At 71.3% G+C, this 25,475-nt stretch carries 26 protein-coding genes; 17 read left to right on the forward strand and 9 right to left on the reverse strand.

Features of this window, described 5'->3' with window-relative positions:
- Nucleotides 1–684, reverse strand: a complete 684-nt coding sequence (locus JIX56_RS42645; protein ID WP_257549132.1) for a glycerophosphodiester phosphodiesterase — start codon at nucleotides 682–684, stop codon at nucleotides 1–3.
- Between the two features lie 411 nt (nucleotides 685–1,095).
- Between JIX56_RS42645 and JIX56_RS42650 the strand changes: the two genes are divergently transcribed.
- From JIX56_RS42650 to JIX56_RS42665, 4 genes are all read left to right on the forward strand, one after another.
- Nucleotides 1,096–2,493 (forward strand): DUF6421 family protein, encoded by a 1,398-nt coding sequence (locus JIX56_RS42650; RefSeq protein WP_257549134.1) that lies wholly within the window; start codon nucleotides 1,096–1,098, stop codon nucleotides 2,491–2,493.
- 38 nt (nucleotides 2,494–2,531) lie between these two features.
- Complete coding sequence (locus JIX56_RS42655) at nucleotides 2,532–3,284, forward strand: SDR family NAD(P)-dependent oxidoreductase (RefSeq protein ID WP_257549136.1); 753 nt, start codon at nucleotides 2,532–2,534, stop codon at nucleotides 3,282–3,284.
- Nucleotides 3,281–4,351, forward strand: a complete 1,071-nt coding sequence (locus JIX56_RS42660; RefSeq protein ID WP_257549138.1) for a threonine aldolase family protein — start codon at nucleotides 3,281–3,283, stop codon at nucleotides 4,349–4,351. The genes JIX56_RS42655 and JIX56_RS42660 overlap by 4 nt, the downstream gene beginning before the upstream one ends.
- Before the next feature lie 73 nt (nucleotides 4,352–4,424).
- On the forward strand, nucleotides 4,425–5,018 hold the full coding sequence (locus JIX56_RS42665) for a transglutaminase-like domain-containing protein (RefSeq protein ID WP_257549140.1): 594 nt from the start codon (nucleotides 4,425–4,427) through the stop codon (nucleotides 5,016–5,018).
- Nucleotides 5,019–5,025: 7 nt separating this feature from the next.
- On the opposite strand, the gene JIX56_RS42670 is transcribed toward JIX56_RS42665, so the two are convergent.
- Together JIX56_RS42670 and JIX56_RS42675 are read right to left on the reverse strand one after the other, a co-directional pair.
- Entirely contained in the window at nucleotides 5,026–5,754 is a 729-nt protein-coding gene (locus JIX56_RS42670) for a lysophospholipid acyltransferase family protein (protein WP_257549142.1), read from the reverse strand.
- A 186-nt stretch (nucleotides 5,755–5,940) separates the two neighbouring features.
- A complete protein-coding gene (locus tag JIX56_RS42675; protein WP_257549144.1) occupies nucleotides 5,941–6,357 on the reverse strand; it encodes a DUF4395 domain-containing protein in 417 nt (138 codons plus the stop codon).
- Between the two features lie 75 nt (nucleotides 6,358–6,432).
- Here JIX56_RS42675 and JIX56_RS42680 point away from each other — a divergent pair, with 75 nt between their 5' ends.
- The 4 genes from JIX56_RS42680 to JIX56_RS42695 all read left to right on the forward strand — a co-directional run bounded on the left by JIX56_RS42680 (nucleotide 6,433) and on the right by JIX56_RS42695 (nucleotide 9,775).
- Entirely contained in the window at nucleotides 6,433–6,846 is a 414-nt protein-coding gene (locus tag JIX56_RS42680) for a thioredoxin family protein (protein WP_257549146.1), read from the forward strand.
- Between the two features lie 249 nt (nucleotides 6,847–7,095).
- On the forward strand, nucleotides 7,096–7,605 hold the full coding sequence (locus JIX56_RS42685) for a flavin reductase family protein (RefSeq protein ID WP_257549148.1): 510 nt from the start codon (nucleotides 7,096–7,098) through the stop codon (nucleotides 7,603–7,605).
- A 203-nt stretch (nucleotides 7,606–7,808) separates the two neighbouring features.
- Nucleotides 7,809–8,594 (forward strand): electron transfer flavoprotein subunit beta/FixA family protein, encoded by a 786-nt coding sequence (locus JIX56_RS42690; protein WP_257549150.1) that lies wholly within the window; start codon nucleotides 7,809–7,811, stop codon nucleotides 8,592–8,594.
- A 218-nt stretch (nucleotides 8,595–8,812) separates the two neighbouring features.
- The gene (locus JIX56_RS42695; RefSeq protein WP_257549152.1) at nucleotides 8,813–9,775 is read left to right on the forward strand and encodes an electron transfer flavoprotein subunit alpha/FixB family protein; all 963 of its coding nucleotides are present in this window, start codon (nucleotides 8,813–8,815) and stop codon (nucleotides 9,773–9,775) included.
- Nucleotides 9,776–9,831: 56 nt separating this feature from the next.
- Here the strand turns inward: JIX56_RS42695 and JIX56_RS42700 are convergent, their stop codons facing one another.
- Nucleotides 9,832–10,737: an endonuclease/exonuclease/phosphatase family protein gene (locus tag JIX56_RS42700; RefSeq protein WP_257549154.1), complete on the reverse strand. Its 906-nt coding sequence runs from the start codon at nucleotides 10,735–10,737 to the stop codon at nucleotides 9,832–9,834.
- A 191-nt stretch (nucleotides 10,738–10,928) separates the two neighbouring features.
- Here JIX56_RS42700 and JIX56_RS42705 point away from each other — a divergent pair, with 191 nt between their 5' ends.
- Nucleotides 10,929–12,233, forward strand: a complete 1,305-nt coding sequence (locus JIX56_RS42705) for an HpcH/HpaI aldolase/citrate lyase family protein (protein WP_257549156.1) — start codon at nucleotides 10,929–10,931, stop codon at nucleotides 12,231–12,233.
- A gap of 128 nt (nucleotides 12,234–12,361) precedes the next feature.
- On the forward strand, nucleotides 12,362–14,203 hold the full coding sequence (locus JIX56_RS42710; protein WP_257549158.1) for a serine/threonine-protein kinase: 1,842 nt from the start codon (nucleotides 12,362–12,364) through the stop codon (nucleotides 14,201–14,203).
- Here the strand turns inward: JIX56_RS42710 and JIX56_RS42715 are convergent.
- Together JIX56_RS42715 and JIX56_RS42720 are read right to left on the reverse strand one after the other, a co-directional pair.
- Nucleotides 14,149–14,994 carry a hypothetical protein gene (locus JIX56_RS42715; RefSeq protein WP_257549160.1) on the reverse strand — a complete coding sequence of 282 codons (846 nt, stop codon included), beginning with the start codon at nucleotides 14,992–14,994 and terminating at the stop codon, nucleotides 14,149–14,151. The genes JIX56_RS42710 and JIX56_RS42715 overlap by 55 nt on opposite strands.
- Nucleotides 14,995–14,997: 3 nt before the next feature.
- Entirely contained in the window at nucleotides 14,998–16,047 is a 1,050-nt protein-coding gene (locus JIX56_RS42720; RefSeq protein WP_257549162.1) for a LacI family DNA-binding transcriptional regulator, read from the reverse strand.
- Nucleotides 16,048–16,301: 254 nt separating this feature from the next.
- On the opposite strand from JIX56_RS42720, the gene JIX56_RS42725 reads away from it, so the two are divergent.
- The 3 genes from JIX56_RS42725 to JIX56_RS42735 all read left to right on the forward strand — a co-directional run bounded on the left by JIX56_RS42725 (nucleotide 16,302) and on the right by JIX56_RS42735 (nucleotide 18,810).
- Entirely contained in the window at nucleotides 16,302–17,255 is a 954-nt protein-coding gene (locus JIX56_RS42725) for an ROK family protein (RefSeq protein WP_257549164.1), read from the forward strand.
- Between the two features lie 79 nt (nucleotides 17,256–17,334).
- On the forward strand, nucleotides 17,335–17,598 hold the full coding sequence (locus tag JIX56_RS42730; RefSeq protein WP_257549166.1) for a hypothetical protein: 264 nt from the start codon (nucleotides 17,335–17,337) through the stop codon (nucleotides 17,596–17,598).
- A gap of 171 nt (nucleotides 17,599–17,769) precedes the next feature.
- Entirely contained in the window at nucleotides 17,770–18,810 is a 1,041-nt protein-coding gene (locus JIX56_RS42735) for an NUDIX hydrolase (RefSeq protein WP_257549168.1), read from the forward strand.
- 142 nt (nucleotides 18,811–18,952) lie between these two features.
- Here the strand turns inward: JIX56_RS42735 and JIX56_RS42740 are convergent, their stop codons facing one another.
- Nucleotides 18,953–20,308 (reverse strand): dipeptidase, encoded by a 1,356-nt coding sequence (locus JIX56_RS42740; protein WP_257549170.1) that lies wholly within the window; start codon nucleotides 20,306–20,308, stop codon nucleotides 18,953–18,955.
- A 182-nt stretch (nucleotides 20,309–20,490) separates the two neighbouring features.
- On the opposite strand from JIX56_RS42740, the gene JIX56_RS42745 reads away from it, so the two are divergent.
- Nucleotides 20,491–21,696: a geranylgeranyl reductase family protein gene (locus JIX56_RS42745; RefSeq protein ID WP_257549172.1), complete on the forward strand. Its 1,206-nt coding sequence runs from the start codon at nucleotides 20,491–20,493 to the stop codon at nucleotides 21,694–21,696.
- A 124-nt stretch (nucleotides 21,697–21,820) separates the two neighbouring features.
- Here JIX56_RS42745 and JIX56_RS42750 read toward each other — a convergent pair whose 3' ends face one another.
- Nucleotides 21,821–22,273, reverse strand: a complete 453-nt coding sequence (locus tag JIX56_RS42750; RefSeq protein WP_257549174.1) for a nitroreductase family deazaflavin-dependent oxidoreductase — start codon at nucleotides 22,271–22,273, stop codon at nucleotides 21,821–21,823.
- A 189-nt stretch (nucleotides 22,274–22,462) separates the two neighbouring features.
- Between JIX56_RS42750 and JIX56_RS42755 the strand changes: the two genes are divergently transcribed.
- The 3 genes from JIX56_RS42755 to JIX56_RS42765 all read left to right on the forward strand — a co-directional run bounded on the left by JIX56_RS42755 (nucleotide 22,463) and on the right by JIX56_RS42765 (nucleotide 25,199).
- The gene (locus JIX56_RS42755) at nucleotides 22,463–23,176 is read left to right on the forward strand and encodes a TetR/AcrR family transcriptional regulator (protein WP_257549176.1); all 714 of its coding nucleotides are present in this window, start codon (nucleotides 22,463–22,465) and stop codon (nucleotides 23,174–23,176) included.
- 98 nt (nucleotides 23,177–23,274) lie between these two features.
- Nucleotides 23,275–24,537 (forward strand): sensor histidine kinase, encoded by a 1,263-nt coding sequence (locus tag JIX56_RS42760; RefSeq protein WP_443031974.1) that lies wholly within the window; start codon nucleotides 23,275–23,277, stop codon nucleotides 24,535–24,537.
- Nucleotides 24,534–25,199: a response regulator transcription factor gene (locus JIX56_RS42765; protein WP_257549183.1), complete on the forward strand. Its 666-nt coding sequence runs from the start codon at nucleotides 24,534–24,536 to the stop codon at nucleotides 25,197–25,199. Before JIX56_RS42760 ends, JIX56_RS42765 begins: the two co-directional genes overlap by 4 nt.
- On the opposite strand, the gene JIX56_RS42770 is transcribed toward JIX56_RS42765, so the two are convergent.
- On the reverse strand, nucleotides 25,160–25,474 hold the full coding sequence (locus JIX56_RS42770) for a DUF6332 family protein (RefSeq protein WP_257549184.1): 315 nt from the start codon (nucleotides 25,472–25,474) through the stop codon (nucleotides 25,160–25,162). The genes JIX56_RS42765 and JIX56_RS42770 overlap by 40 nt on opposite strands.
- Nucleotide 25,475 lies beyond the last annotated feature (1 nt).

The following is a 25,475-nucleotide window of genomic DNA, read 5'->3' on the forward strand; positions in this document are numbered from 1 at the left end:
TCACGCCGTGAAGCGGCCCGTGCGTTTGATGTCCGGGTAGTCGGTCGTCGCGCCGTCCAGCTGCAGCGCGCGGACCAGCCGCAGATGGTCCTGGGTGTTCACCACCCAGCCGATGATCCTCAGGTTCGCCTTGCGGGCCTTCTCCACGACCTCCAGCGTCAGCCGCCGGATGTTCAGGACGAGAGTGGTGGCGCCCACCGCCACCGCCCGGTCCACGACGTCGGTGCCGTAGCGGCTGGCGACCAGCGCGGTGCGGACGCCGGGTACGAGCCGGGCGATCTCGGCGACCGCCTCGTCGTGGAAGGACAGCACCTCGACCCGTCCCACCAGGTCGCGCCGGTGCAGGATCTCGGCGAGGGCGCGGGCCGCCGCCGTGTCCTTGATCTCGGCCTGGAGCGGTGCCCGTACCGCGTCCAGGACCTCCTCGAAGGTCGGGACGCGCTCTCCGCGGCCCGCGTCCAGGGCGCGCAGCTCGGCGAGGGTCTTGTCGGCGATCGGGCCGGTGCCGTCCGTCGTCCGGTCCACGTCCGCGTCGTGCATGACGACGAGGGCGCCGTCCTTGCTCAGATGCAGATCGAGTTCGATGACGTCGAGGCCCGCGCGATCGGCGGCGATGAAGGAACGGAGCGTGTTCTCGGGCTCGACGCCCATGACTCCGCGGTGACCGATGGTGAGGAAGTTCAAGGTTGACTCGCTTCCGTCGACGGCGGCTCGGCCCGCGTGACCGGGAGGGGGCGGCACGCGGCTGGGGCGCAGCGTAGTCCTCCCGCCGTGCGATGCATCCGTACGTGCAGGAGCCCTTTCGAGCCGTTTCATGCCGTGTCACGTCGGAGAACAGGACCGTTTCCGCACCTGCCCGGGTGAATCGGGTCATCCCTGAGTGGGCGAGTCCGGCGCGCGTTGACCCCGGCGGCTTCCTCGCGCACACGGCGACGCATGAACTGTGATTCACCCGACGTGTGACAGGAGATTCATCGGTTAGGTAGAGGGAGTGGCGGGAGGATTTCCGGCGGAACGCTCTTGATCGGCCTTGCGAGAGGGAACCTCCCCTACATACGGTGTCCCTACGAAAGGTTCTCCCGTGGAGGATGGGTCATGACGGAAATTCTTGTGCAGGTGGGTACGGAGGGCGGAGTTCCTCCGGTCGGTAGGGTGGTGGAGCACCCGGCCTGGCCCGTGCTCAAGGATGCCGTGGAGCGGATCCGGCCGTGGCAGTCGAAGGACGGCTCCATCGACTTCGACGCCGAGCACGCCCCCGATCCGTCGGACGCCGAGCTGGCCGTCCAGGACGTCATGGCGGCCGTCCAGACGCTCTCCCCGCTGCTGCCGCACGACGCCGCGTACCACGAGGCGCTCGTCAAGGACCTGCGCCGCTGGGCCGACGACGGCTTCAAGGTGCCCGACTTCCTCGACTCGCTGCTGGCCTTCCAGCCCGCCGCGGGCCGCGCGGACGGCCTCCAGCACCTGGTCGTCTTCCCGATGTACACGCAGAACGGAAACCCCGACCGCAACCTCGAAGCGGTCGTGCTGCGCATGGTCTGGCCCGACTGGCTGGCCGAGCTGGAGCGCACCCGCTACGACAACCCGCTGTTCTGCGGCATCACCTTCGAGGACTTCACCGCCGGCTACGACACCAACTCGGCCGTCCTCTTCCCGGAGACCATCGCCGTGCGCGAGGCCCCCTCCCGCTTCTCCTGGGGCGGCATCTTCTGCGACCGCGAGGCCGCCCGCTTCCGCCGCGTCACCGAGGCCGCCGTCGACATCCTCGGCCTCGACCTGCCCGAGGACGTCGCCGCGATGATCCACGACCAGAAGCGCTGCGAGGAGGCCTTCGTCCTGTGGGACATGGTCCACGACCGCACCCACAGCCACGGCGACCTGCCCTTCGACCCCTTCATGATCAAACAGCGCCAGCCGTTCTGGATGTACGGCCTCGAAGAGCTGCGCTGCGACCTCACCGCCTTCAAGGAGGCCGTGAAACTGGAGGCCGACGGCGTCCCGCAAGCCCGTGACGTGCAGTACGCCGTGCTCTTCGACCGCATGTTCCGCTTCCCGGTCACCGGCGAGCGCGTCCGCAACTACGACGGCCTCGGCGGCCAGCTCCTCTTCGCCTACCTGCACAAGCACGATGTCGTCCGCTGGACCGACAACAAGCTGTTCATCGACTGGCAGCGCGCCCCGCGGGTCACCAACCAGCTCTGCGCCGACATCGAGAAGCTCTACCGCGACGGCATCGACCGCCCCAAACTCGTCCACTGGTTCGCCGGGTACGAGCTGGTCGCGACCTACCTCGCCCCGCACCCCGGCTCCCGCTGGGCCAAGGGCCCGGACGCGCTGGATCTGACGCAGCCGCCGCGCAAGCTCGTCGACGACGTGCTTCCGGACGAGTTTCCGCTCAGCATGTTCTATGAGGCGCTCGCCAAGAAGCTGAAGACCGTGATCGCCTCCACCAAGGGCATCACCGCGGCGAACGCCGAGCGGGCCGCCGCGTGAGCGCCCGAGTCGTACATGCTGCTCAGGAGGCGAAGACCATGCAGAACGGCAACGGTGCACTGAGCGGCGCGGTGATCGCGGTGGCGGGCGCGGGCGGACCCGCGGGCCGGGCGACGCTGCTGCGGCTGGCCGACGCGGGGGCGATCGTCGTCGGCTCCGACAACGACCCCGAGCGGCTCTCCGAGGCCGTGGACGCGGCCCGCTACGCGCACGGCGGCGCCACCGTCGTGGGCGACACGGTCGACCTGCTGGACCTCCGGTCGACCCGCGACTGGGCCACCCGCGTCGAGAAGGACTTCGGCCGGGTCGACGGCCTCGTCCACCTCGTCGGCGGCTGGCGCGGCAGCGAGACCTTCACCAGGACCAGCCTCGACGACTGGGACTTCCTGGAGATGCTGCTCATCCGCACCGTGCAGCACACCTCCCTCGCCTTCCACGAGGCCCTGCAGCGCAGCGAGCGCGGCCGGTACGTCCTGATCAGCGCGGCCGGCGCCAGCAAGCCCACCGCCGGCAACGCCGCCTACGCCGCCGCCAAGGCCGCCGCCGAGGCGTGGACGCTGGCCACGGCGGACTACTTCCGCAAGGCGGGCGGGCCGCAGGGGCCGACCTCCGCGGCTGCCATCCTGGTCGTGAAGGCGTTGGTGCACGACGCGATGCGCGCCGAGCGCCCCAACGCGAAGTTCGCGGGCTTCACCGACGTCAAGGAGCTGGCCGAGGCCATCGCCGGTGTCTGGGAGCAGCCCGCCGCCGAAGTGAACGGAAAACGTCTGTGGCTGACCGACAAGCCGTGAACCCTCCGAAGACCGACGCCCGACGCCATCACGACCCGGAGATCCGCGGCTTCGCCAGCGACAACTACGCGGGGGTCCACCCCGAGGTGCTCGCCGCCCTGGCCCTGGCCAACGGCGGGCACCAGGTCGCGTACGGCGAGGACGAGTACACCGAGAACCTCCAGCGGATCGTCCGCAGCCACTTCGGCGCCACGGCCGAGGCGTTCCCCGTCTTCAACGGCACCGGCGCCAACGTCGTCGCCCTCCAGGCGGTCACCGACCGCTGGGGCGCGGTGATCTGCGCCGAGAGCGCGCACATCCACGTCGACGAGTGCGGGGCGCCCGAGCGGGTCGGCGGCCTGAAACTGCTCACCGTGCCCACGCCCGACGGCAAGCTCACCCCCGAGCTGATCGACCGCCAGGCGTACGGCTGGGACGACGAGCACCGGGCGATGCCGCAGGTCGTCTCGATCACCCAGAGCACCGAACTCGGCACCCTCTACACGCCCGAGGAGATCCGAGCGATCTGCGACCACGCCCACGCGCACGGCATGAAGGTGCACCTGGACGGCTCCCGGATAGCCAACGCGGCCGCCGCGCTCGACGTCCCGATGCGGACGTTCACCAACGCGGTCGGCGTGGACCTGCTCTCCCTGGGCGGCACCAAGAACGGCGCGATGTTCGGGGAGGCGGTCGTCGTCATCAACCAGGACGCCGTCAGCCACCTGAAGCATCTGCGCAAGCTGTCCATGCAGCTCGCCTCCAAGATGCGCTTCGTGTCCGTGCAGTTGGAGGCCCTGCTGGCGAAGGACCTCTGGCTGCGCAACGCCCGGCACGCCAACGAGATGGCCCAGCGGCTCGCCGAGGGCGTCCGCGCGGTCCACGGGGTGGAGATCCTTCACCCCGTGCAGTCCAACGCCGTCTTCGCCCGCCTCCCGCACGACGTGAGCGAACGCCTCCAGAAGCGCTACCGCTTCTACTTCTGGGACGAGGCCGCGGGCGACGTCCGCTGGATGTGCGCCTTCGACACGACCGAGGACGACGTGGACGGGTTCGTGGCGGCCCTCAAGGAGGAAATGGCGCGCTGACTGGCTGCATACATATACGGTCACCCGAAAAGTCATTGACTCTCGGGTGATCGTTTTCCTATGCTCTACGGGCATGGAGCTGATCCAGCAAACCCCTGACCTGTCCGCGTATCTGGCGGCCGACGAGGTCATCAACCATGGCCACCCCCAAGTGCGGGAGGTGGCCGCCCATCTCGCCAAGGGTGCAACCGACTCGTATGACTATGCGCGAGCGGCGTACGAGTTCGTGCGCGACACCATTCCCCACTCGGCGGACTCGGGCGATCCGCGCGTCACCTGGCGCGCCTCCGACGTCCTGGAACAGGGCACAGGCATCTGCTATGCCAAGGCCCATGCCCTGGCCGCGCTGTTGCGTGCCGAGGACATCCCGACGGCGCTCTGCTACCAGCGGCTGGCGCACGACGACGGCGACGGACACGCCGTGCACGGCCTGGTCGCGGTGCGCTTCAACGGGGACTGGCACCGCCAGGACCCGCGCGGCAACAAGCCCGGCGTGAACGCCCAGTTCTCCCTGACCGGGGAGCGGCTGGCCTGGGTGCCCGACCCCCGCGTCGACGAGCTGGACTATCCGACTCTGTACGCCGAACCGCACCCGGCCGTGCTCGGCGCCCTCCAGGCCGCCCCGGACCGGCCGTACCTCTGGAAGACGCTCCCCGTGGCGCTCTAGGGGCGGATCAGCGAGCCTCGGCCTCGCGGACCTGCTCCGGGGTCGGGGCCGTGCCGCCGAGGTGGGCGGGCATCCACCAGGTGTCGTCCGGGCCCTTGGGGCGGACGGGGTAGGCGCGCTGCGCGGCCTCCAGCAACTCCTGGACACGCTCGCGCAGTTGACGGGTGATGGCGCCCGCGTACTTGTCCTTGGAAGCCTCTATCGCCTCGCCGACCCGGATGGTGATCGGGATGTGGCTGCGCTTGAAGTTGCGCGGGTGGCCCTTGGTCCACAGCCGCTGCGTGCCCCACACGGCCATCGGGATCAGCGGGACGCCCGCCTCCTGGGCCAGCCGGGCGGCGCCCGACTTGAAGGTCTTCAGGGTGAACGACTGCGAGATCGTGGCCTCGGGGAAGACTCCGATGATCTCGCCGGAGCGCAGTGAGTCCAACGCGTGCGCGTAGGCCGCCTCGCCCTGCTTGCGGTCCACCGGGATGTGCCGCATGTTCCGCATCAGCGGACCGGAGATCTTGTGCCGGAACACCGACTCCTTGGCCATGAAGCGCACCAGCCGCTTCTGCGGCAGCGCCGCCAGGCCGTCGAAGATGAAGTCCAGATAGCTGATGTGATTGCTCACCAGTACGGCGCCGCCCGAGCGCGGGATGTTCTCCGACCCCTTGCAGTCGATCTTCAGGTCCCACGCCTTGAACAGCGTGCGGGCGAGACCGACTGCGGGAGGGTAGACGAGCTCTGCCATGGGCGGAGTGGACCCTTCTCTCTGCCTGGGAAGGAGGCTCCCGGCGGGAAAGTTACGCAGCCGTAGGTTTACGGCATCCCGCAGATCGTGCCCCAAGAACGCATGAGTAGCCAGTCCCTACGCAGGGCGCGGGCGAGATTCTCGTCACGTCGGTCATGTGTTCCACGGCTGGACTTCACCCCGCCTTTACTCCGCTCGTACGGTCACCCGACGGACGAGCAGGTACATCTCACACCCCAGGCAGTACCCGAACGCCGCGTTGAGGAAGGCCGCTGCGAGCGCCGCGCCGGTCGCCGCCAGGCCCAGCCACTCGGGCCCCACCGCGAAACCGACCAGGCCCACCGCCGCGAAGACCAGCCCGACGCCCTGCGCGAAGCGCGGCGGCTCCGGCGCCTCGAACTCCGTCGGCGGACCGAGCCGCGGCCGCAGCAGCGTGCGGAAGACCCAGCCGTACGGCGAACGCCCCACTCCACCCGCCGCGCCCAGCGCGAACGCGAACGTCTGCCAGGCCAGCAGCCAGGCGCTGCCGGTGATCAGCGCGACCGCCAGTACGACGGTCGTCACGACCGCCCCGAAGCGCGGTCCCCTCACATCAATGTCCATGCGTCAAGCATTCCGCAGGCCAACCCCGGTGGGGAACCGGGAATCTTTGCGGTCTCGTGAACGCTGAAGCACGCTGTGACCGGACTTGTGGTGTGTGGGCTGGTGCTCGCGGCGGCGAGCGCCTACGGAGTGCTGCATCAGCGGCGGAGCGGGAGAGTAAGGGTGCGCGGGCGGGACGGCGACAAGCGGATCGGCGCGGCTGAGTTGGGGGAGGGGCTCGGCGAACGGGCCACGCTCGTCCAGTTCTCCAGCGCCTTCTGCTCCCCCTGCCGGGCGACCCGCAGGGTGCTCGCCGAAGTGGCCGGGATGGTCCCCGGCGTCGCCCACGTCGAGATCGACGCCGAGGATCACCTCGATCTCGTACGACGCCTCGACATCCTCAAGACGCCGACCGTGCTCGTGCTCGACGCGGACGGCCGGATCGTGCGCCGGGCCACCGGGCAGCCGCGCAAGGCGGATGTGATCGCCGCGCTCGGCGAGGCCGTGTGAAGCAGCGGTGGCACGCGGCGGAGCCGAAGGGCAGTGCACGGGGCGACTTGTGACGTGTCTTCCGGATTCCGGGACGCACTTGACTGTACGCCTCACCTATCGTCAACCTGACCGTATGCCCCGAGAACTCCTTCTCTTCGAGCGTGTCGCCATGTCTAGGGCGTTCCTGGTCCGCACGGCGAGTTCGCGCTGTCCGGGATCCTGAGCAGCCACGGACCAGCCCCTCGACTCCAGCAGAAGGACAACTCCATGACGGCCACCCCCGGCCTCGGTTCGCCCCAGCTCGCCTCCCCCGATCTCCTGCGCTCCGTCTTCCGGCGTCACGCCGCCGGCGTCGCCGTGATCACCGCGCAGGACGGCGCCGGCCCGGTCGGCTTCACCGCCACCTCGCTCACCTCTGTCTCCGCCGAGCCCCCGCTGCTCTCGTTCGGCATCGGCACCGGCGCCTCCAGCTGGCCGGTGATCTCCGAGGCGGAGCACGTGGGCGTGCACATACTCGGGGAGCATCAGCGGGACCTGGCCGCGACCTTCGCCCGCAGTGGCGCCGACCGGTTCGGGGCGCCCACCGGATGGCGTAGCGGCCCGGAGGGAGTTCCCGTCCTCGACGACGTGCTCGCCTGGCTGGTCTGCCGGGTGGTGGCACGCGTTCCGGCGGGCGAACACCGGATCGTCCTCGCCGAGGTGGTCATGGGTGACCCGTCGGGCGCCGGCCGGCCGCTGCTGTACCACCAGGGCGCCTTCAACGGTCTGCGAGACTGATTCCCGCACGATTACGCAGGGTTGCCTACCTCACAGTTCAAAGCGCTTGCTCAGCGGGAACGGAATGCGGGAACGTAGGCGTCGTACTGGCGAGTAATATTTCGACGGAGCGCAGGTCGCCCCGCTCGGGATCGGCCGCTTCAGGCGCCTATGCTGCCTGCAAGAAGGCAGCCCGGAAAAGACGATGCAGTAGGAGAGCCGGCGTGAGCTTGAGGATCGTTGTCACTGTGAAGTACGTGCCCGACGCCACTGGCGACCGGCACTTCGCCGATGACCTGACCGTCGACCGTGACGATGTGGACGGTCTGCTCTCCGAGCTGGACGAGTACGCGGTGGAGCAGGCGCTGCAGATCGCCGACGAGGCCGACGACGCCGAGATCACCGTGCTGACCGTGGGTCCGGAGGACGCCAAGGACGCGCTGCGCAAGGCGCTGTCGATGGGTGCGGACAAGGCGATCCACGTCGAGGACGACGACCTGCACGGCACCGACGCCATCGGCACCTCGCTGGTGCTGGCGAAGGCGATCGAGAAGGCCGGATACGACCTGGTGATCTCCGGCATGGCGTCCACCGACGGCACGATGGGTGTCGTCCCGGCGCTGGTCGCCGAGCGTCTGGGTGTCCCGCAGGTGACCCTGCTGTCCGAGGTCTCCGTCGAGGACGGTGTGGTCAAGGGCCGCCGTGACGGCGATGCCGCCTCCGAGCAGCTTCAGGCCTCGCTTCCGGCGGTGGTCTCCGTCACCGACCAGTCGGGTGAGGCGCGTTACCCGTCCTTCAAGGGCATCATGGCGGCGAAGAAGAAGCCGGTTCAGTCCTGGGACCTGTCCGACCTCGACATCGAGGCCGAGGAAGTCGGTCTGGAGGGCGCCTTCACGGTCGTCGACTCCGCGACCGAGCGCCCGGCGCGTACCGCCGGCACGATCGTCAAGGACGAGGGCGAGGGCGGCAAGCAGCTCGCTGAGTTCCTCGCGGGCCAGAAGTTCATCTAGGGGTCGGTGGCGCGGGCCGGTTGCAACACGACCCGCGCCCCGGTGGATTGCTCATCGCAGGAGAGCATTCCCGTGACTCCGCCCGAAGGGGCTTCTCGCTCGACCGAGACGGCCTCACGACGGACAAGCCCTGCCCGATGCCGAACGGCACGCGCCGAGCGTAGCAGTCAACATGTCTTCCCCCGGCCGAAGTTCGGGGTTCTCGCCCAGGAGTAGTAATGGCTGAAGTTCTTGTTTACGTCGACCACGTGGACGGTGCCGTCCGCAAGCCCACCCTCGAACTGCTGACCCTGGCCCGCCGTATCGGCGAGCCCGTCGCCGTCGCGCTGGGCAACGGCGCCGCCGACACCGCCGCCGCGCTCGCCGAGCACGGCGCGGTCAGGGTCCTCACCCACGACGCCGCCGAGTACGCCGACTACCTCGTCGTCCCCAAGGTCGACGCCCTCCAGGCCGCGTACGAGGCCGTCTCCCCGGCCGCCGTTCTCGTCCCCTCCTCCGCCGAGGGCAAGGAGATCGCCGCCCGCCTCGCGCTGCGCATCGGCTCCGGCATCATCACCGACGCCGTCGACCTCGAAGCCGGCGACGAGGGCCCGGTGGCCACCCAGTCGGTGTTCGCCGCCTCCTTCACCACCAAGTCCCGTGCCGCCAAGGGCACCCCGGTCATCACCGTCAAGCCCAACTCCGCCGCCGTCGAGGCCGCCCCGGCCGCCGGCGCGGTCGAGGCACTGGAGGTGACGTTCGGCGCGCTGGCCACCGGCACCAAGGTCACCGGCCGCACCCCGCGCGAGTCGACCGGCCGCCCGGAGCTGACCGAGGCCGCGATCGTGGTCTCCGGCGGCCGTGGCGTCAACGGCGCTGAGAACTTCGGCGTCATCGAGGCCCTCGCCGACTCCCTCGGCGCGGCCGTCGGTGCCTCCCGCGCCGCCGTCGACGCCGGCTGGTACCCCCACACCAACCAGGTCGGCCAGACCGGCAAGTCCGTCTCGCCGCAGCTGTACATCGCCTCCGGCATCTCCGGCGCCATCCAGCACCGCGCCGGCATGCAGACCTCCAAGACCATCGTCGCCGTCAACAAGGACGCCGAGGCCCCGATCTTCGACCTCGTCGACTACGGCGTCGTCGGCGACCTCTTCGACGTCGTCCCCCAGCTCACCGAGGAGATCAACACCCGCAAGGGCTGAGGCTCCAGTCCGCCCGAGGCCCCCGCGACCGCACGAACGGTCACGGGGGCCTCGGCTCATCCCAGGGTCAGCGAGGCCTGCACCGGCAGATGGTCGCTCGGGTACACCCCGTCCATGGAGAAGGTGTTCATCGCCGCCCAGTGCGTGGTCACCCCGGGCGAGGTGAGGATCCAGTCGATGCGCCGGCCGCCGGGCCTGAGCCCCCGGTAGCCGTGGTACGTCGAGTACGCCGGGCTGCGTGTGGCCGCCTCGTCCCACGCGTCGACCAGCCCGCCCTCCAGCATCAGGTCGTACACCCGGTTGTCGTGGGCGGTCGCGTTGAAGTCGCCGGTGACGATGACCGGTAGAGAGCGGTCCCACCCGGCGATCGTCTCGCCGATGAGCCCCGCGGAGCGCTCCCGGGCGTACTGGCTGACGCTGTCCAGATGGGTGTTGAGCACGTAGAACTCCCGCCCCCCGTCGGCGAGATCGGCGAATCTGACCCAGGTCACCATGCGCAGCCAGTCCGCGTCCCAGGTATTGGAGGCGATCGTGTACGGGGTGTCGGACAGCCAGAAGTGATCGAACTCGATCGGGTCGAGTCTGCGCGTGTCGTAGAAGATCGCCATGAACTCGTCCTTGCTGCCGCCCCCTCGGCCGGTGCCGATCCAGTCGTAGTGCCCGCCGAGATCCTTCTCGATCATGCGCAGCTGCTGGTAGAGGCCCTCTTGGGTGCCGATGACATGGGGGCGCTCGCGGCGCAACAGCTCCCGCATCACCGGGCGGCGCACGGACCAGCGCGGTGTCTTGTCGACGACGGTCGCGAAGCGCACGTTGAACGTCATGACGTTCAGGGCGCCCGCGTACTCGCCGGCGGACGCCGGTTGCGACGAGCCCGCCGTGGTCAGCAGCGGCACGGCGATGGCGGCGGCCGCCGCGGACTTGAGTCCTTGGCGGCGCGTCACTCCGACCTCTTTCGGCACGCGATCTCCTCCCCTTGGGAGTCAGGATGAACCTTGCCCACTGAATACGGAAGAAGACGCCGGGTCGGCAGTGATCAGGGGGAAGAGATGGGGAATCGCACTTCGAGACAGTGTTGACCGAGGCGAAGATCGACAGCTAGCTTCGTTATACGGATTGATGATTCCGCAGTGCGGAAAATGGAGGATGTGGAATGGGGCAGGGCCGGCAGGAGAACGTGGCGACGAGTCTCGCGGGCGCCGTCAGCGAGGAGATCAGCGCCTCCCTCGCCCCCGTCGACGCGGAGCTGGCGCGCCGCTACCCGGGCGACCCCGGCACCCGTCAGCCCGTGCACACCGTCTACGTGCCCGGTGACGTCTTCGCCGCCGACACCCTCCGCACCTGGGGCGACCGGGCACTCACCGCCCTCGACGAACACGCCCCGGACGCCGCCTCCTTCGCCGCCGTCCTCGGTCTGAGCGACGACCTCGCCGGCCCCGTGTACGACCGCGTTCGCGCCAAGCTGGAGCGCGAGCCCATCGAGGACCTGCGCGTGGACTTCGAGGACGGCTACGGGCCGCGCCCCGACGCCGAGGAGGACGAGACCGCCGCCCGCGCCGCCCGGCTGATCGCCGACGCCTACGCCAAGGGCACGGCAGCCCCGTACATGGGCATCCGTATGAAGTGCATGGAGGCGCCGGTACGCGACCGGGGCATCCGCACCCTCGACATCTTCCTCACCGGCCTGCTGGAGGCCGGCGGCCTGCCCGACGGGCTGGTCCTGACCCTGCCCAAGGTCACCTACGCCGAGCAGGTCACCGCCATGGTCCGGCTCCTCGAGGCCTTCGAGAAGGCGCGCGGCCTGGAGCCCGGCCGGATCGGCTTCGAGATCCAGATCGAGACCAGCCAGTCCATCCTCGCCGCCGACGGCACCGCCACCGTCGCCCGTATGATCGACGCCGCCGAGGGCCGCGCCACCGGCCTGCACTACGGCACCTTCGACTACAGCGCCTGCCTCGGCGTCTCCGCCGCCTATCAGGCCAGCGACCACCCCGCCGCCGACCACGCCAAGGCGATCATGCAGGTCGCCGCGGCGGGCACCGGCGTACGCGTCTGCGACGGCTCCACCAACGTCCTGCCGGTCGGGCCCACGGAGAAGGTCCACGACGCCTGGCGGCTGCACCACGGCCTCACCCGCCGCGCCCTGGCCCGCGCCTACTACCAGGGCTGGGACATGCACCCCGGCCACCTCCCCACCCGCTACGCGGCCGTCTTCGCCTTCTACCGCGAGGGCTACGAACAGGCCGCCGCCCGCCTCTCCCGGTACGCCAACCGCGCCGGCGGCGATGTGATGGACGAGCCCGCGACGGCCAAGGCGCTCAGCGGCTACCTGCTGCGGGGCCTCGACTGCGGCGCGCTCGACCTCGACGAGGTGGCGAAGGCGACCGGCCTGGACCGCGCCGGCCTGGAGGGCTTCGCGGCACCCCGGCGGGCGGATCCGACGATCTCCGGCCAGTAGGCGGGCGGGTCGGACGGCGGCGGGTACGTGGTGGTCCTGTGACAGCCGTCGCGGCCGGTCCGAGGCGCCCCGCCCCGCGTCGTACGCTGTACGCCCACTCATCGGTCGGTCACAGGAACGGGGCGTAGGTGTCTTCGGGGGCGAACCAACAGGCGGACGGTGCCGGGCGGTTGCTCGTCGGGCGGTACCGGGTCGTGGAGCAACTCGGACGCGGCGGCATGGGCGTCGTCTGGCGGGCCGTGGACGAGGTGCTCCACCGCGAGGTCGCCCTCAAGGAACTGCGCACCTACACGGACGCGGCCGGGCCCGAACTGGCCGACCTGAGCCTGCGGATGCAGCGCGAGGCCCGGGCCGCCGCCCGCGTCCGGCACCCCGGAGTCGTCGCCGTGCACGACGTGGCCGAGGTCGACGGGCGCCCGCTGATCGTCATGGAACTCGTCGACGGCCCGTCCCTGGACGACGTCCTGCGCGACCGGGGTCTCCTCGACCCCCGCGAGGCCGCCGCCATCGGCGCCAAGGTCATGGACGCCCTGGCCGCCGCCCACCGGGTCGGCGTACTGCACCGTGACGTCAAGCCCGGCAACATCCTCCTGGACCGCTCCGGCCGGGTCGTCCTCACCGACTTCGGCATCGCCACCATGGAGGACCCGGGCGACGGCTCCGCCACCCACCTCACCCGCAGCGGCGAACTCGTCGGCTCCCTCGACTATCTGGCCCCCGAGCGCGCCCAGGGCCACGACCCCGGCCCCGCCTCCGACATCTGGGCACTCGGCGCCACCCTGTACGCGGCCGTCGAGGGCTCGTCCCCGTTCCGGCGTACGTCCACCTGGTCGACGCTCACCGCGATCGTGGGCGACCCGCTGCCCGAATCACAGCGGTCGGGACCGCTCGAACCCGTCCTGCAACAGCTGATGGACAAGCGCCCGGAGCACCGCCCGGACGCCGACGCGGCCCGGGAACTGCTGGAGACGGTGGCCGCCGGGGGCCCGCTCGACTCCCCGACGGCCGGGTCGAACGGGCCGAGAGCGGAGACCACGCGGATCGTTCCTTCGGTGCCGCCGGGGTTCGGGCCGCCGACGGCGGGCGCGGCATCCGGCGGGACGGGCGCGGCATCCGGGTTCGGTTCGACGGTCCCGACCCCCGGCTTCGGGCCGCCCCAGCCGGTCGCCGGGCCCGGCACCGGGGCGTCCTCCGAGATCGTCGGCCACGGTGCCGGCGCCCCACAGACAGCCGGCCCCGCGTCGGGACCCGCCACCACGGTGGCCCCGACCGGCGACCGCCCCGGCAAGGGCCGCGCGCTGCTCGCCGCCGTGGCCGTCGCCGTCGTCCTCGCCGCCACCGGCGTCACGGTCGCGCTGCTCAACGGGAACGACGACACCGAGACGGGCGCCCAGCCCTCGCCCACCGACTCGACCACCGCCACCCCCTCCAAGGGCCCCAGCCAGGGCACCGTCGATCTCTCCGACGACTCCGACGCCAAGGAGAAGGGGAAGGGGAAGGACGACAAGGTGTCCCCGAGCCCGACCGAGGAGGCCGAGAAGAAGGAGAAGGAGACCGAGGCGTCCGCCTCCCCGTCGAAGAACGCCGACGGCGGTACCACGGGCGGCGGTTCGGCAGGCTCGGGCGGCTCCACCAGCGGTGGTACGACCACCGGCGGTGCACCCGGCGGAGGCGAGTCCACGCCGGAACCGTCCTGCGTCTCGATCGGCGGAGGCAAGTACAACTGCACGGTCTGGCGCACCGCCGACTCCTACACCGCCTCCGGCACCAAGGTCGGCGTCCTCAACCAGGGCACCAACTACTTCTACTGCCAGCAGAACCTCGGCCGCCGCGAGACCTACGGCGAGTGGACCAACGTCTGGTGGGCCAAGACCGACGACGACAGGGGCAACACGAACGTCTTCGTCAGCGACGTCTATATCCAGGGCGGCGACAACGACGCCCCGGTGCCCGGCCTCCCGGTCTGCTGAGCCCGGGCGGTGCCCAGTCGGGCCTGCGACCGCGGATGCGGCCGTACGTACTGCTCCAGACCGGACACCGTCGTCCACCTCTTCTCGGCGAACACCTCCCGGCCCCGCACGCACAGACCGCGATTGCCGCGCGCCCGGGCGCAGAACTCGTCCGGTGTGGTGCCGAACAGTTCGCGCAACTCCGCCGACGCGGCGAGGAGTTCGCTGATCAGCGGGCGCTGCCGGCCCGGATGGGGACGCGGGCCCGGGCCGCCGTTGTGCAGAACACCCCACCGGTTGACGTAGATCCAGGCCTGGTCGAGGACGTCGCCCGACTCCAGCTCGATCCGGAAGTCGGCGGCGGGGAGGACGGCCCGGTGGAAGTTGCCGGTCGGTGAGTCGACGCCCTCGCTCGTGTCGACCACGGCGAGCTGTGCCTCGTTGAGCCAGGTGAGGAACAGTTCGCGGGTGGAGCCGGGGGAGTGGAAGGGAGACGCGGACATGTAGCCGAGCAGGCTGACATGGGCCGAGACGCCGACCCCGATGTCGGTGACCCTGGCCCTGACCATGGGGATCCGGCACTCCACGCCGTGCTCCGCCATCTTGTGCACGAGCTGCGCGGGGCAGGCGTTGGAGCCGACCGAGAGGACGGGGACACGGTCCTCGAAGACGAGCGTGTCCAGCGGCAGTATCCGGTTGCCGTCAAGGAGCGCGGACTCCGGGGGCCACCTACCCGGATAGCTCAGCGGGTCCTCGCGCGGCGCCACGGCGAGGTCGAGCGCTTCGAGCGTACGGGGATCGGGGGCTTCCAACGGTCAGTCCGCGGGCGGCAGTTCGCCCGAGCCGCGGGCGATCAGCCGGGTCGGCAGCTCGATGCGCTCCGGCGTGAGGAGGGAGCCGTCCAGCTGCCGGAAGAGGCGCTCGGCGGCGGTGCGTCCCAGCAGGGCGGGGTCCTGGGCGACCACGGTGATGCCCGGCCGGAGCAGATCGGCCAGCTCGAAGTCGTCGAAGCCGACGAGGGCGACCTGGCGGGAGTGCTCGGCGAGGACCCGCACGACCGTGACCGTCACCCGGTTGTTGCCCGCGAAGACCGCCGTGACGGGCGCCGGGCCGGACAGCATCTCCTCGGCCGCCCTGCGGACCCGCTCCGGGTCGGTGACGCCGAGGGACATCCAGGCGTCCTCGACCGCTATGCCCGCGTCCTCCATGGCGGTCCGGTAACCGCGCAGCCGTTCGGCGGCGGTGTGGATGCGGGGCATGTCGCCGATGAAGCCGATCCGGCGGTGGCCGTGGGCGATGAGGTGGGCCACGCCGTCACGGGCGCCGCCGAAGCTGTCCGAGAGCACCACGTCCGCGTCGATCCGCCCGGCCGGGCGGTCCACGAACACCGTGGCGACACCCGCCCTGATCTCGGGCTCCAGATAGCGGTGGTCGTCCCCCGCCGGGATGACGACCAGCCCGTCCACCCGGCGCGCGCACAGCGCCAGCGCCAGCTCCTGCTCACGGTCCGGGTCCTCCGCGCTGGACCCGTTGATCAGCAGCGAGCCGTGGGCGCGGGACACCTCCTCCACCGCCCGGCTGAGGGGGCCGTAGAACGGGTCGGCGAGGTCCTCCAGGACCAGGCCGATGCTGGCCGTACGGCCCTTGCGCAGCACCCGCGCGCTGTCGTTGCGCCGGAAGCCGAGTGCCTCGATCGCCTCCTGGACGCGGCGCTCGGTGTCGGGGGTGACGCCCGCCTCGCCGTTCACCACCCGGGAGACCGTCTTCAGACCCACACCGGCCCGCGCCGCGACGTCCTTCATCGTGGGACGGTTGCCGTAGCGGTTCTCGGGGCGGCGGGCGATGCCGTTGGCGGTCTCGGGCACTGTGCGCTGTCCTGTCCTGTCGTCCACGGGGTGTGGTCGGTGGTGCCGTGTCGGAATGGTGCGGTTATTGAGGATGTGGCGTCGAGCATAGAGCCTGGACAACGTTGTCACAGCCGGGAGAGACTGTCTATCGCATTCTCTGGCCGGCGCCCCCCACCAGGCGAGCGTCGTGCTGCCAGTTTTCCGGCCGGAGATCCGGGTGCCGCTGGATTCGGGCGCCCGGTAGGAGACTCGCAGCGGGAGAACTGACACTGATGCAGACCGACCTCGTGGCCGCGCTCGACATCGGCGGCACCAAGATCGCCGGGGCGCTGGTGGACGGCCACGGCCGGATCCTGGTGCGCGCCCAGCGCCCGACGCCCGCCCAGCAGGACGGCGACACCGTGATGCGGGCCGTCGAGGAGGTCCTCGGCGAACTCACCGCCGCCCCGCTGTGGGGCGGGGCCACGGCCGTCGGGATCGGCAGCGCGGGCCCGGTCGACGCCTCGGCCGGCACGGTCAGCCCCGTGAACGTACCCGGCTGGCGCGGCTTCCCCCTGGTCGAGCGGGTGCGGGCCGTGACCGGCGGGCTCCCCGTCGAGCTGATCGGCGACGGCGTGGCCATCACGGCGGCCGAGCACTGGCAGGGCGCGGCCCGCGGCCACGACAACGCGCTGTGCATGGTGGTGTCGACGGGTGTCGGCGGTGGCCTGGTCCTCGGCGGGAAGCTGCACGCCGGGCCCACGGGCAACGCCGGCCACATCGGTCACATCAGCGTCGACCTCGACGGTGACCGCTGCCCCTGCGGTGCCCGTGGCTGCGTCGAGCGCATCGCCAGCGGCCCCAACATCGCCCGCCGCGCGCTGGACAACGGCTGGCGGCCCGGCCCCGACGGCGACACCTCCGCCGCCGCGGTCGCCACCGCCGCCCGTGCCGGGGATCCCGTGGCGGTCGCCTCCTTCGAACGCGCCGCGCAGGCCCTCGCCGCCGGTATCGCCGCCACCGCCACCCTCGTCGAGATCGACATAGCCGTCATCGGCGGCGGTGTCGCGGGCGCCGGCGACATCCTGTTCGCCCCCCTGCGCACTGCCCTCAAGGACTACGCCACGCTGTCCTTCGTGCAGGACCTGACCATCGCCCCGGCCGTCATGGGCACGGACGCCGGCCTGGTGGGCGCGGCCGCGGCGGCGCTGGCGCGTCGGCCCAGCACGCCGGTGGCCGGAGGGTGACAGCCGCCGCCGGGGGTGGCCGCGGAAGAGCCGGAAATCGGGGCGTGACCCCTCGCCCGGTTCCGCAGTTGAGCGGGGCATGAAGAAGCGCAGCATGCTCGCCATCGCCTCCCTCGCCACCGGGTTCGTCGTCGCGGCCATCACGCCGTCGCACGGCCTCGACGCCGCGGACACGCTCGGGAAGACCGACGCACTGAGCAAACTGGACGTCGAGGGCACGCTCGGCAAGGTCGGCAAGACGGTCTCCAGCGACAGCCTGGCCGTCGACGAGGACGCGTTGGGCGGCAAGGCGGGCCAGGAGGGTCAGGAAGGCAAGGGCGCCAAGGGCGGCAAGGAGGGCTGACGGCCTGGCAGCGGGCAGCGGATTCCCTTTCGTTCCCCATCGCATCGCAGGTGGCGGGTCCCCCACTCGGTGGGGGACCCGCCGTCGTCGTATTTCGGCTCCTTATCAGCGGCTGGTTTCCGTGGCGGAGTGGAGGGCAAGCCTCAGGGGGTCAACAGAAGAGGGGGAACCGTGACCGTCGTTTGGATCAACGGCGCGTTCGGTGCGGGGAAGACCACCACCGCACGGGAACTGATCGAACTGATCCCGAACAGCACACTCTTCGACCCCGAGGTCATCGGCGGCGCACTGACACACATGCTGCCGGCCAAACGCCTCGCCGAGGTCGGCGACTTCCAGGACCTGCCGAGCTGGCGACGGCTCGTGGTCGACACCGCCGCCGCCCTGCTCGCCGAGCTGGGCGGCACCCTCGTGGTCCCCATGACGCTGCTCCGCCAGGAGTACCGCGACGAGATCTTCGGCGGCCTCGCCGCCCGCCGCATCACCGTCCGGCATCTGCTCCTGGCCCCGGCCGAAACGATACTGCGAGAGCGAATAGCCGGGCGGGAGGTACCGCCCGACCTCCCCGACGGTGAGATGCGGCTGCGCCAATGGGCGTACGACCACATCGCGCCCTACCGCGCCGCCCTGGGCGGCTGGCTCACCGCCGATGCCCACCTCGTCGACACCGGCGCCCTCACCCCGTACGAGACCGCGCGGCGCATCGCCGATGCCGTGGCCGCCGACGACGTACCCGTGTGCGACATCGTGCAGACCCCCGAGCCGACCGCCGAGACGGTCGCCGCGGGGGTCCTGCTGTTCGACGAGGACGACCGGGTTCTGCTCGTCGATCCGACCTACAAGGCCGGATGGGAGTTCCCCGGTGGGGTCGTGGAGGCCGGTGAGGCGCCGGCGCGTGCGGGGGTGCGTGAGGTTCTTGAGGAGACCGGGATACGGCTGGCCGACGTGCCCCGGATGCTGGTCGTGGACTGGGAGGCACCCGCGCCGCCCAGATACGGCGGACTGCGCCTCCTTTTCGACGGGGGTCGAATCGATACCAGCGGTGCTCAGCGGCCCGTTCTGCCCGGGCCCGAGCTGCGCGGCTGGCGATTCGTCACGGAGGAGGAGGCCGAGGATCTGCTGCCGCCGGTTCGGTATGAAAGGTTGCGGTGGGCGTTGCGGGCACGGGAGAGGGGCGCTGCGTTGTACTTGGAGGCTGGGGTGCCGGTGTGACGGTTCGCCGTCGCGTCTCGGGGAGGCCGTGGGGCGACTGCGGGTTGTTCGTGGTTGCTCGCGCCCACGCGGCGGAGCCGCACATGTAACAGCCCCGCGCCCCTGACGGGGCGCGGTACCGCACCGGCGTCGACATGTTCGGTCAGTTTGCCGCGTAGTTGCGCAGGAACAGCGCCTCCGCCACCGACATGCGCTCCAGTTCCTCCGGGGACACGCTCTCGTTGACCGCGTGGATCTGGGCCTCGGGTTCGCTGAGGCCGATGAGGAGGATCTCGGCGTTCGGGTAGAGGGCGGCGAGGGCGTTGCACAGGGGGATGGAGCCGCCGTGGCCCGCGTACTGCATCTCCTGGCCCGGGTAGGCGACGGCCATGGCGGAGGCCATCGCCTCGTAGGCCGGGCTGGTGGTGTCGGCGCGGAACGCCTGGCCGTGGCCGATCGGTTCGCAGCTCACCCGGGCGCCCCACGGGGTGTGCGCCACCAGGTGGGCTTCGAGGAGCTTGATGGCGTCCGTGACGTCGACGCCGGGCGGGACGCGCAGCCCGATCAGGGCGCGGGCGCTCGCCTGGATCGACGGGGTCGCGCCGACGACCGGCGGAGCGTCGATGCCGAGCACGGTGGCGGCCGGGCGGGCCCAGACGCGGTCGGCGACCGTGTCGGAGCCGACCAGGTCCACGCCGTCGAGGACCTTGGCGTCCTTGCGGAACTGCTCGTCGTCGTACTGAAGGCCGTCCCACGCGCCGTCGCTCGCGAGTCCGTCGACCGTCGTCGTGCCGTCCTCGGCGCGCAGTGAGTCCAGTACGCGGATCAGCGCGGCCAGCGCGTCGGGGGCCGCGCCGCCGAACTGGCCCGAGTGCAGGTTGCCTTCGAGGGCGTCGATGCTCACGCGCATGAGGATCATGCCGCGCAGGGAGGAGGTGACCGTCGGCAGCCCGGCGCGGAAGTTGCCGGCGTCGCCGATGACGACGGTGTCGGCGGCGAGCAACTCCGGGTGCGCCTCGGCGTACTGCTGGAGACCGCCGGTGCCCATCTCCTCGGATCCCTCGGCGATCACCTTGATGTGGACGGGGATCCCGCCGTTCGCCTTCAGGGCCCGCAGCGCCAGCAGGTGCATGATCACGCCGCCCTTGCAGTCGGCCGCGCCGCGTCCGTACCAGCGGCCGTCGCGCTCGGTCAGCTCGAACGGCGGCGACAGCCAGGCCGTCTCGTCCAGCGGCGGCTGCACGTCGTAGTGGGCGTAGAGGAGGACCGTCTTCGCGCCCTCGGGCCCCGGCAGGTAGCCGTACACGGACTGGGTGCCGTCGGGGGTGTCGAGCAGGGCCACGTCCTGGAAACCCTCGGCGCGCAGCGCGTCGGCGACCCAGTGCGCGGCGCCTTCGCTCTCGCTCTTCGGGTACTGGTCGAAATCCGCCACCGACTTGAAGGCCACCAGTTCGGTGAGCTCCGCCCTCGCCCGGGGGATCAGTGAGGCGACGGTCTCGGCGACCGGGTTCGACGGCATGGGCACGCTCCTCGTGGGTGCGACGTTGTCCTATTGGGTAGGGGGCCGCGTACGCCCTTGCCCGGTGTGTCGGTGTAGGGCGCACGCGCTGCCGATCCTCCCACAGCAGGGCTCGGCGTCACCCGCCGTAGGATGCGTGGGACAGGTGCGGCAGGCGGCTGGATCGGGAGCAGTAGACCATCGTGAGCAGCGAGAACTCTTCGGCGGACGACGTGCAGCGGGTGTGGGACGTCGTCGTGGTGGGGGCGGGCCCCGCGGGGGCTTCGGCCGCCTACGCGGCGGCGGTCGCGGGACGCAGCGTCCTGTTGCTGGAGAAGGCGGAACTGCCGCGGTACAAGACGTGCGGCGGCGGCATCATCGGCCCCTCGCGCGACGCGCTGCCCCCCGGTTTCGAACTGCCCTTGAAGGACCGGGTGCACGCGGTCACCTTCTCCCTCGACGGCCGCTACGCCCGGACGCGCAAGTCCAAGCAGATGCTGTTCGGGCTGATCAACCGGCCCGAGTTCGACCAGCAACTCGTCGAGCACGCCCAGAAGGCGGGTGCGGAGCTGCGTACGGGCGTCACGGTCACCCGGGTCGAGCAGCACGGCTCGGCCGTGCCGGACCGGCGTACGGTCGCCGTGGTCCTGCAGGGCGGCGAGACGCTGCTCGCGCGGGCCGTCGTCGGCGCCGACGGCAGCGCCAGCCGCATAGGAGCGCACGTCGGGGTGAAGCTGGAACAGGTCGACCTCGGCCTGGAGGCGGAGATCCCCGTGCCGGAGACCGTCGCCGAGGACTGGAAGGGCCGCGTCCTCATCGACTGGGGCCCGATGCCCGGCAGTTACGGGTGGGTCTTCCCCAAGGGCGACACGCTGACCGTCGGCGTGATCTCCGCGCGCGGTGAAGGCGCCGCCACCAAGCGGTACTTGGAGGACTTCATCGGTCGGCTCGGCCTCGCCGGCTTCGAACCGAGCATCTCCTCCGGGCACCTGACGCGCTGCCGCGCCGACGACTCGCCGCTCTCGCGGGGTCGGGTGCTGGTGTGCGGGGACGCGGCGGGGCTGTTGGAGCCGTGGACTCGGGAGGGCATCTCCTTCGCGCTGCGGTCGGGGCGGCTGGCGGGGGAGTGGGCGGTGCGGATCGCCGAGGCGCACGACGCGGTGGACGCGCGCCGGCAGGCTCTGAACTACGCGTTCGCCGTGAAGGCGGGGCTCGGCGTCGAGATGAGCGTCGGCAAGCGGCTGCTGATCGCGTTCGAGCGGCGGCCCGGGCTCTTCCACGCGGCGATCACCGGCTTCCGTCCCGCCTGGCGGGCCTTCGTCGACATCACGCGCGGCTCGACCTCCCTGGGAGAGATGGTCCGCACGCACCCGATGGCCCAGCGCGCGCTGACCAGATTCGACAGGTAGGCGCGGGCCCGTTCGACAGGTCGCGTCGGCCCGCCCCGGCCGGCCGGCCCGCCGACGCCCAGGCTGCCGACCGCCCCGCCCCGGTTTCCCGGCACTCAGGCCGGTCCGCCGGTACCCCGGCCGGTCACCGCGTGACGGTGATCCGGAAGACGGGGTGCTTCGGCGCGGCGGCGAGCAACTCCTCGTCGCTGGAGTCGGCGTTGACGTCGCCGAAGAACCGGCCCACCTCCCAGCCCCACTTCTTCAGGTAGGTGCGCAGCACGACGGGCTTCTCCTCGTCGGGCAGCTCGACCGCCGTGAACTCCTGCACCCGGCGGCCCACCTGAAGCCGTCCGCCGCCCGCCGCGCGCATGTTGCGCACCCACTCGGAGTGGCCGCGCGCCGAGACGAGGTAGGGGCCGCCCTCGTACGGCAACGGATTGACCGGCAGCCGTCGCCACTCGCCGCTCTTGCGGCCGCGCACGGAGAGCTCGGCCGTGCCGAGGAGGCTGACGCCGCGGCGGGCGAGCCAGCCGATGAAGCCGTTCAGCGCGCGGTCGAAGGGGTTGGCCTTGATGTAGTGGGGCGACGACGACATGGGTTCCTCCCGTTGTGGTGGAGCGGCTCGCCGAGTGGATCAGAGAGCACTGCTCTCGCCTGAGGGCAGTGTGCACGAGATCGGTGCTCCAAAGCAAGAGCGGTGCTCTCGCTTGTGGGTGGTGCTCTGCTTGGAGAGCGCTGCTCTGAATTGTGTGCAGTGCTCTGCGCCTGTGGCACACTGCTTCGCATGAGCACAGCACGAGGGGCTCGCGCCCGGGCCCGCATCGAGGTCACCGCCGCCATCAAGGATGAGGCGCGTAGACAGCTCGCCGCCGAGGGCGCCGCCAAGCTGTCACTGCGTGCTGTGGCGCGCGAGCTCGGCATGGTCTCCTCCGCGCTGTACCGGTACTTCCCCAGCCGCGACGAGCTGCTCACCGCGCTGATCATCGACGCCTTCGACTCCCTGGGCGAGGCCGCCGAGGCCGCGTATGCGAAGGCCGCCGGTGAGAGCCCGGCTCGGCAGTGGGTCGCGGTGTGTGAAGGGGTGCGGGAGTGGGCGCTGGCGCGGCCGCAGGAGTACGCGTTGATCTACGGTTCGCCCGTGCCCGGGTACACCGCGCCCGACACGACCGTGCCGGCCGCCTCCCGGGTCGGACAGCTGCTGATCCGGATCGTGCGCGGCGCCTACCAGGACAAGGGCGTGGCCCAGTGGAAACTGCCCGCCGAGGTGCGGCCCGAGGCGCGGCGGATGGCCGAGGAATTCGCGCCCGATCTGCCGCCGGAGGTGGTCGCGGTGCTGGTCGGGGCGTGGGCGCAGCTGTTCGGGCTGGTCAGCTTCGAGGTGTTCGGGCAGTTCAACCGGGTGGTCGAGGACCGAGGGGTGTTCTTCCGGCACGCGGCGGGCCAACTCGCTCACCACGTCGGTCTGGTGTTCCCGCGGTCCGAGACCGCGGTGCGCTGAAGTCCTCAGGACCGGCGGGGCGTACTTCGGCGGGAGTAGCGGTGATCACCTCGCTCGGGTGACGTCGTGCTCGGTGGTCGGCGTCTAGCGTGGCCGGTATGGCGGAGCAGGGTGCGCAGGCGGGTGGCCCCCCGATGTGGGGCGGGCCGCCCTGGCGGCGGTGGGGCGGGGGTGGGCCGCCGTGGTGGAACCGGCCGGACGGCGACGAGGCGGGTCCTCGCTGGCCGTGGCGCTCCACCGCGGCGTTCACCGTCTTCGTCATGGTCGGCTCGAACGCGGCCGCCGAGTTCCAGAAGGACGAACGCGCCTCGCTCGACCCCTTCGCGCGCGTCCTGCTGCTCGTGGGTGCCCTGCTGCTGCTGTGGCGATGGCGGAGGCCTGTGCTGGTCGCCTTCGGGACGGCCGTGACGGCCCTCGTGTATCTGGGTGCCGGATATCCGTACGGGCCGGTGTTCCTCACCGTCGCCGCCGGCTGCTTCAGTGCGATCGTCGCCGGGCACCGCAAGGCCGCCTGGACGGCCATGGGCGCGCTGTGGGCGGGGCATGTGCTGGTGGCGCACTGGCTGTACCGGTGGCTGCCGCCGGGTGGGGACGACGCCGCGAGCTGGGGGCAGGAGATCGTCGTCGTGACCTGGGGCGTGGCGATCGTCGCGGTCTCGGAGCTGGCCCGGGCCCGGCGTGAACAGTGGGCCCGGGAGCGGGCCGAGCGCGCGCAGGCCGCCCGGCGGCGGGCCGACGAGGAACGGCTGCGGATCGCCCGCGAACTGCACGACGTCCTCGCGCACAGCATCTCGGTGATCAACGTCCAGGCGGGCGTCGGCCTCGCACTCCTCGACTCCGACCCGGAACAGGCGCGCACCGCGCTCACCGTCATCAAGTCGGCCAGCAAGGAGGCCCTGGGCGAGGTCCGCCAGGTCCTCGACACCCTCCGGACGCCCGGCGACGCCCCGCGCGCCCCGGCCCCGGGGCTCGCCCGGCTCCCCGAACTCGTCGAGCAGGCGGCGGGCGCGGGCCTGACCGTCGCCATCGAGGGCCGGGCGCCCGAGCTGCCGCCGGGCACGGATCTCGCCGCCTTCCGCATCGTCCAGGAGGCCCTCACCAACGTCGTACGGCATTCGGGGTCACGGCACGCGCGCGTGGCCCTCGAGCACGACGGGCGTGAGCTGCGGCTGCGGATCGACGACGACGGGCCCGCGACCTCCGCCGACGCGGGCGGCAGCGGCAGCGGACTCGTCGGAATGCGGGAGCGGGCCGCCGCGCTGGGTGGCACGATCGAGGCGGGCCCGCGCGCCGACGGGGGGTTCCGGGTGCTCGCCGTACTGCCGGTACGGGCGTCCCGCGAGGTCAAGGAGGACCGGTGATCCGCGTACTGCTCGCTGACGACCAGTCTCTGGTGAGGGCGGGGTTCAAGGCGCTGCTCGACGCACAGCCCGACATCGAGGTCGCCGGGGAGGCGGCTGAGGGGGAGGAGGCGCTCGGCAAGGTGCGCGAACTCCGCCCCGATGTCGTCCTGATGGACATCCGCATGCCCCTGCTCGACGGTCTCGCCGCGACCCGGCGTATCACCGACGACCCGGATCTCGAAGAGGTCAAGGTCGTCATGCTGACCACCTTCGAGCTCGACGAGTACGTCTTCGAGGCCATCCGCGCCGGGGCGTCGGGCTTCCTGGTGAAGGACACCGAGCCGGAGGAACTCGTGCGCGCGGTACGGGCGGTGGTGGAGGGCGACGCGCTGCTGTCGCCGAGCGTGACCCGGCGGCTGATCTCCGAGTTCGCGGCCCGTTCGAAGGAGCCGACGGCCGTCGCCTCCCTCGCCGAACTCACCGAGCGGGAGCGGGAGGTGATGGCCCTCGTCGGCATCGGTCTGACCAACGACGAGATCGCCCGTCGGCTCGTCGTCAGCCCGCTGACCGCCAAGACGCATGTGAGCCGCACGATGGTGAAGCTGGGCGCCCGCGACCGGGCCCAACTCGTCGTGCTGGCCTACGAGTCGGGGTTGGTGCGGCCGGGCTGGCTGGGTTGAGCGGGGCTTGGTCGGGCGGGCTGCTGTCGGTCGGACCGGGCGGCGCGCCGGAAACGGGTCAGCACCGCCGTGACGACCGCCACGAACACCACCACGGTCACCGAGAGCGCGATCGGGCCGAGCAGGTTCCACCGGCCGCGCAGGGAGCCGAAGACGCTCGGCAGGAATTCCGTCACGCCGAAGTAGGCCGCGCCCGCCAGCACCGCCCCCGCGAAGAGCGCGAAACCGATCTCCGTGGTCATCGCGTCCCGCTCGGCCTGCGTTCGTCTCCCCATG

This window comes from Streptomyces sp. CA-210063 (assembly GCF_024612015.1).
Lineage (GTDB): Bacteria > Actinomycetota > Actinomycetes > Streptomycetales > Streptomycetaceae > Streptomyces.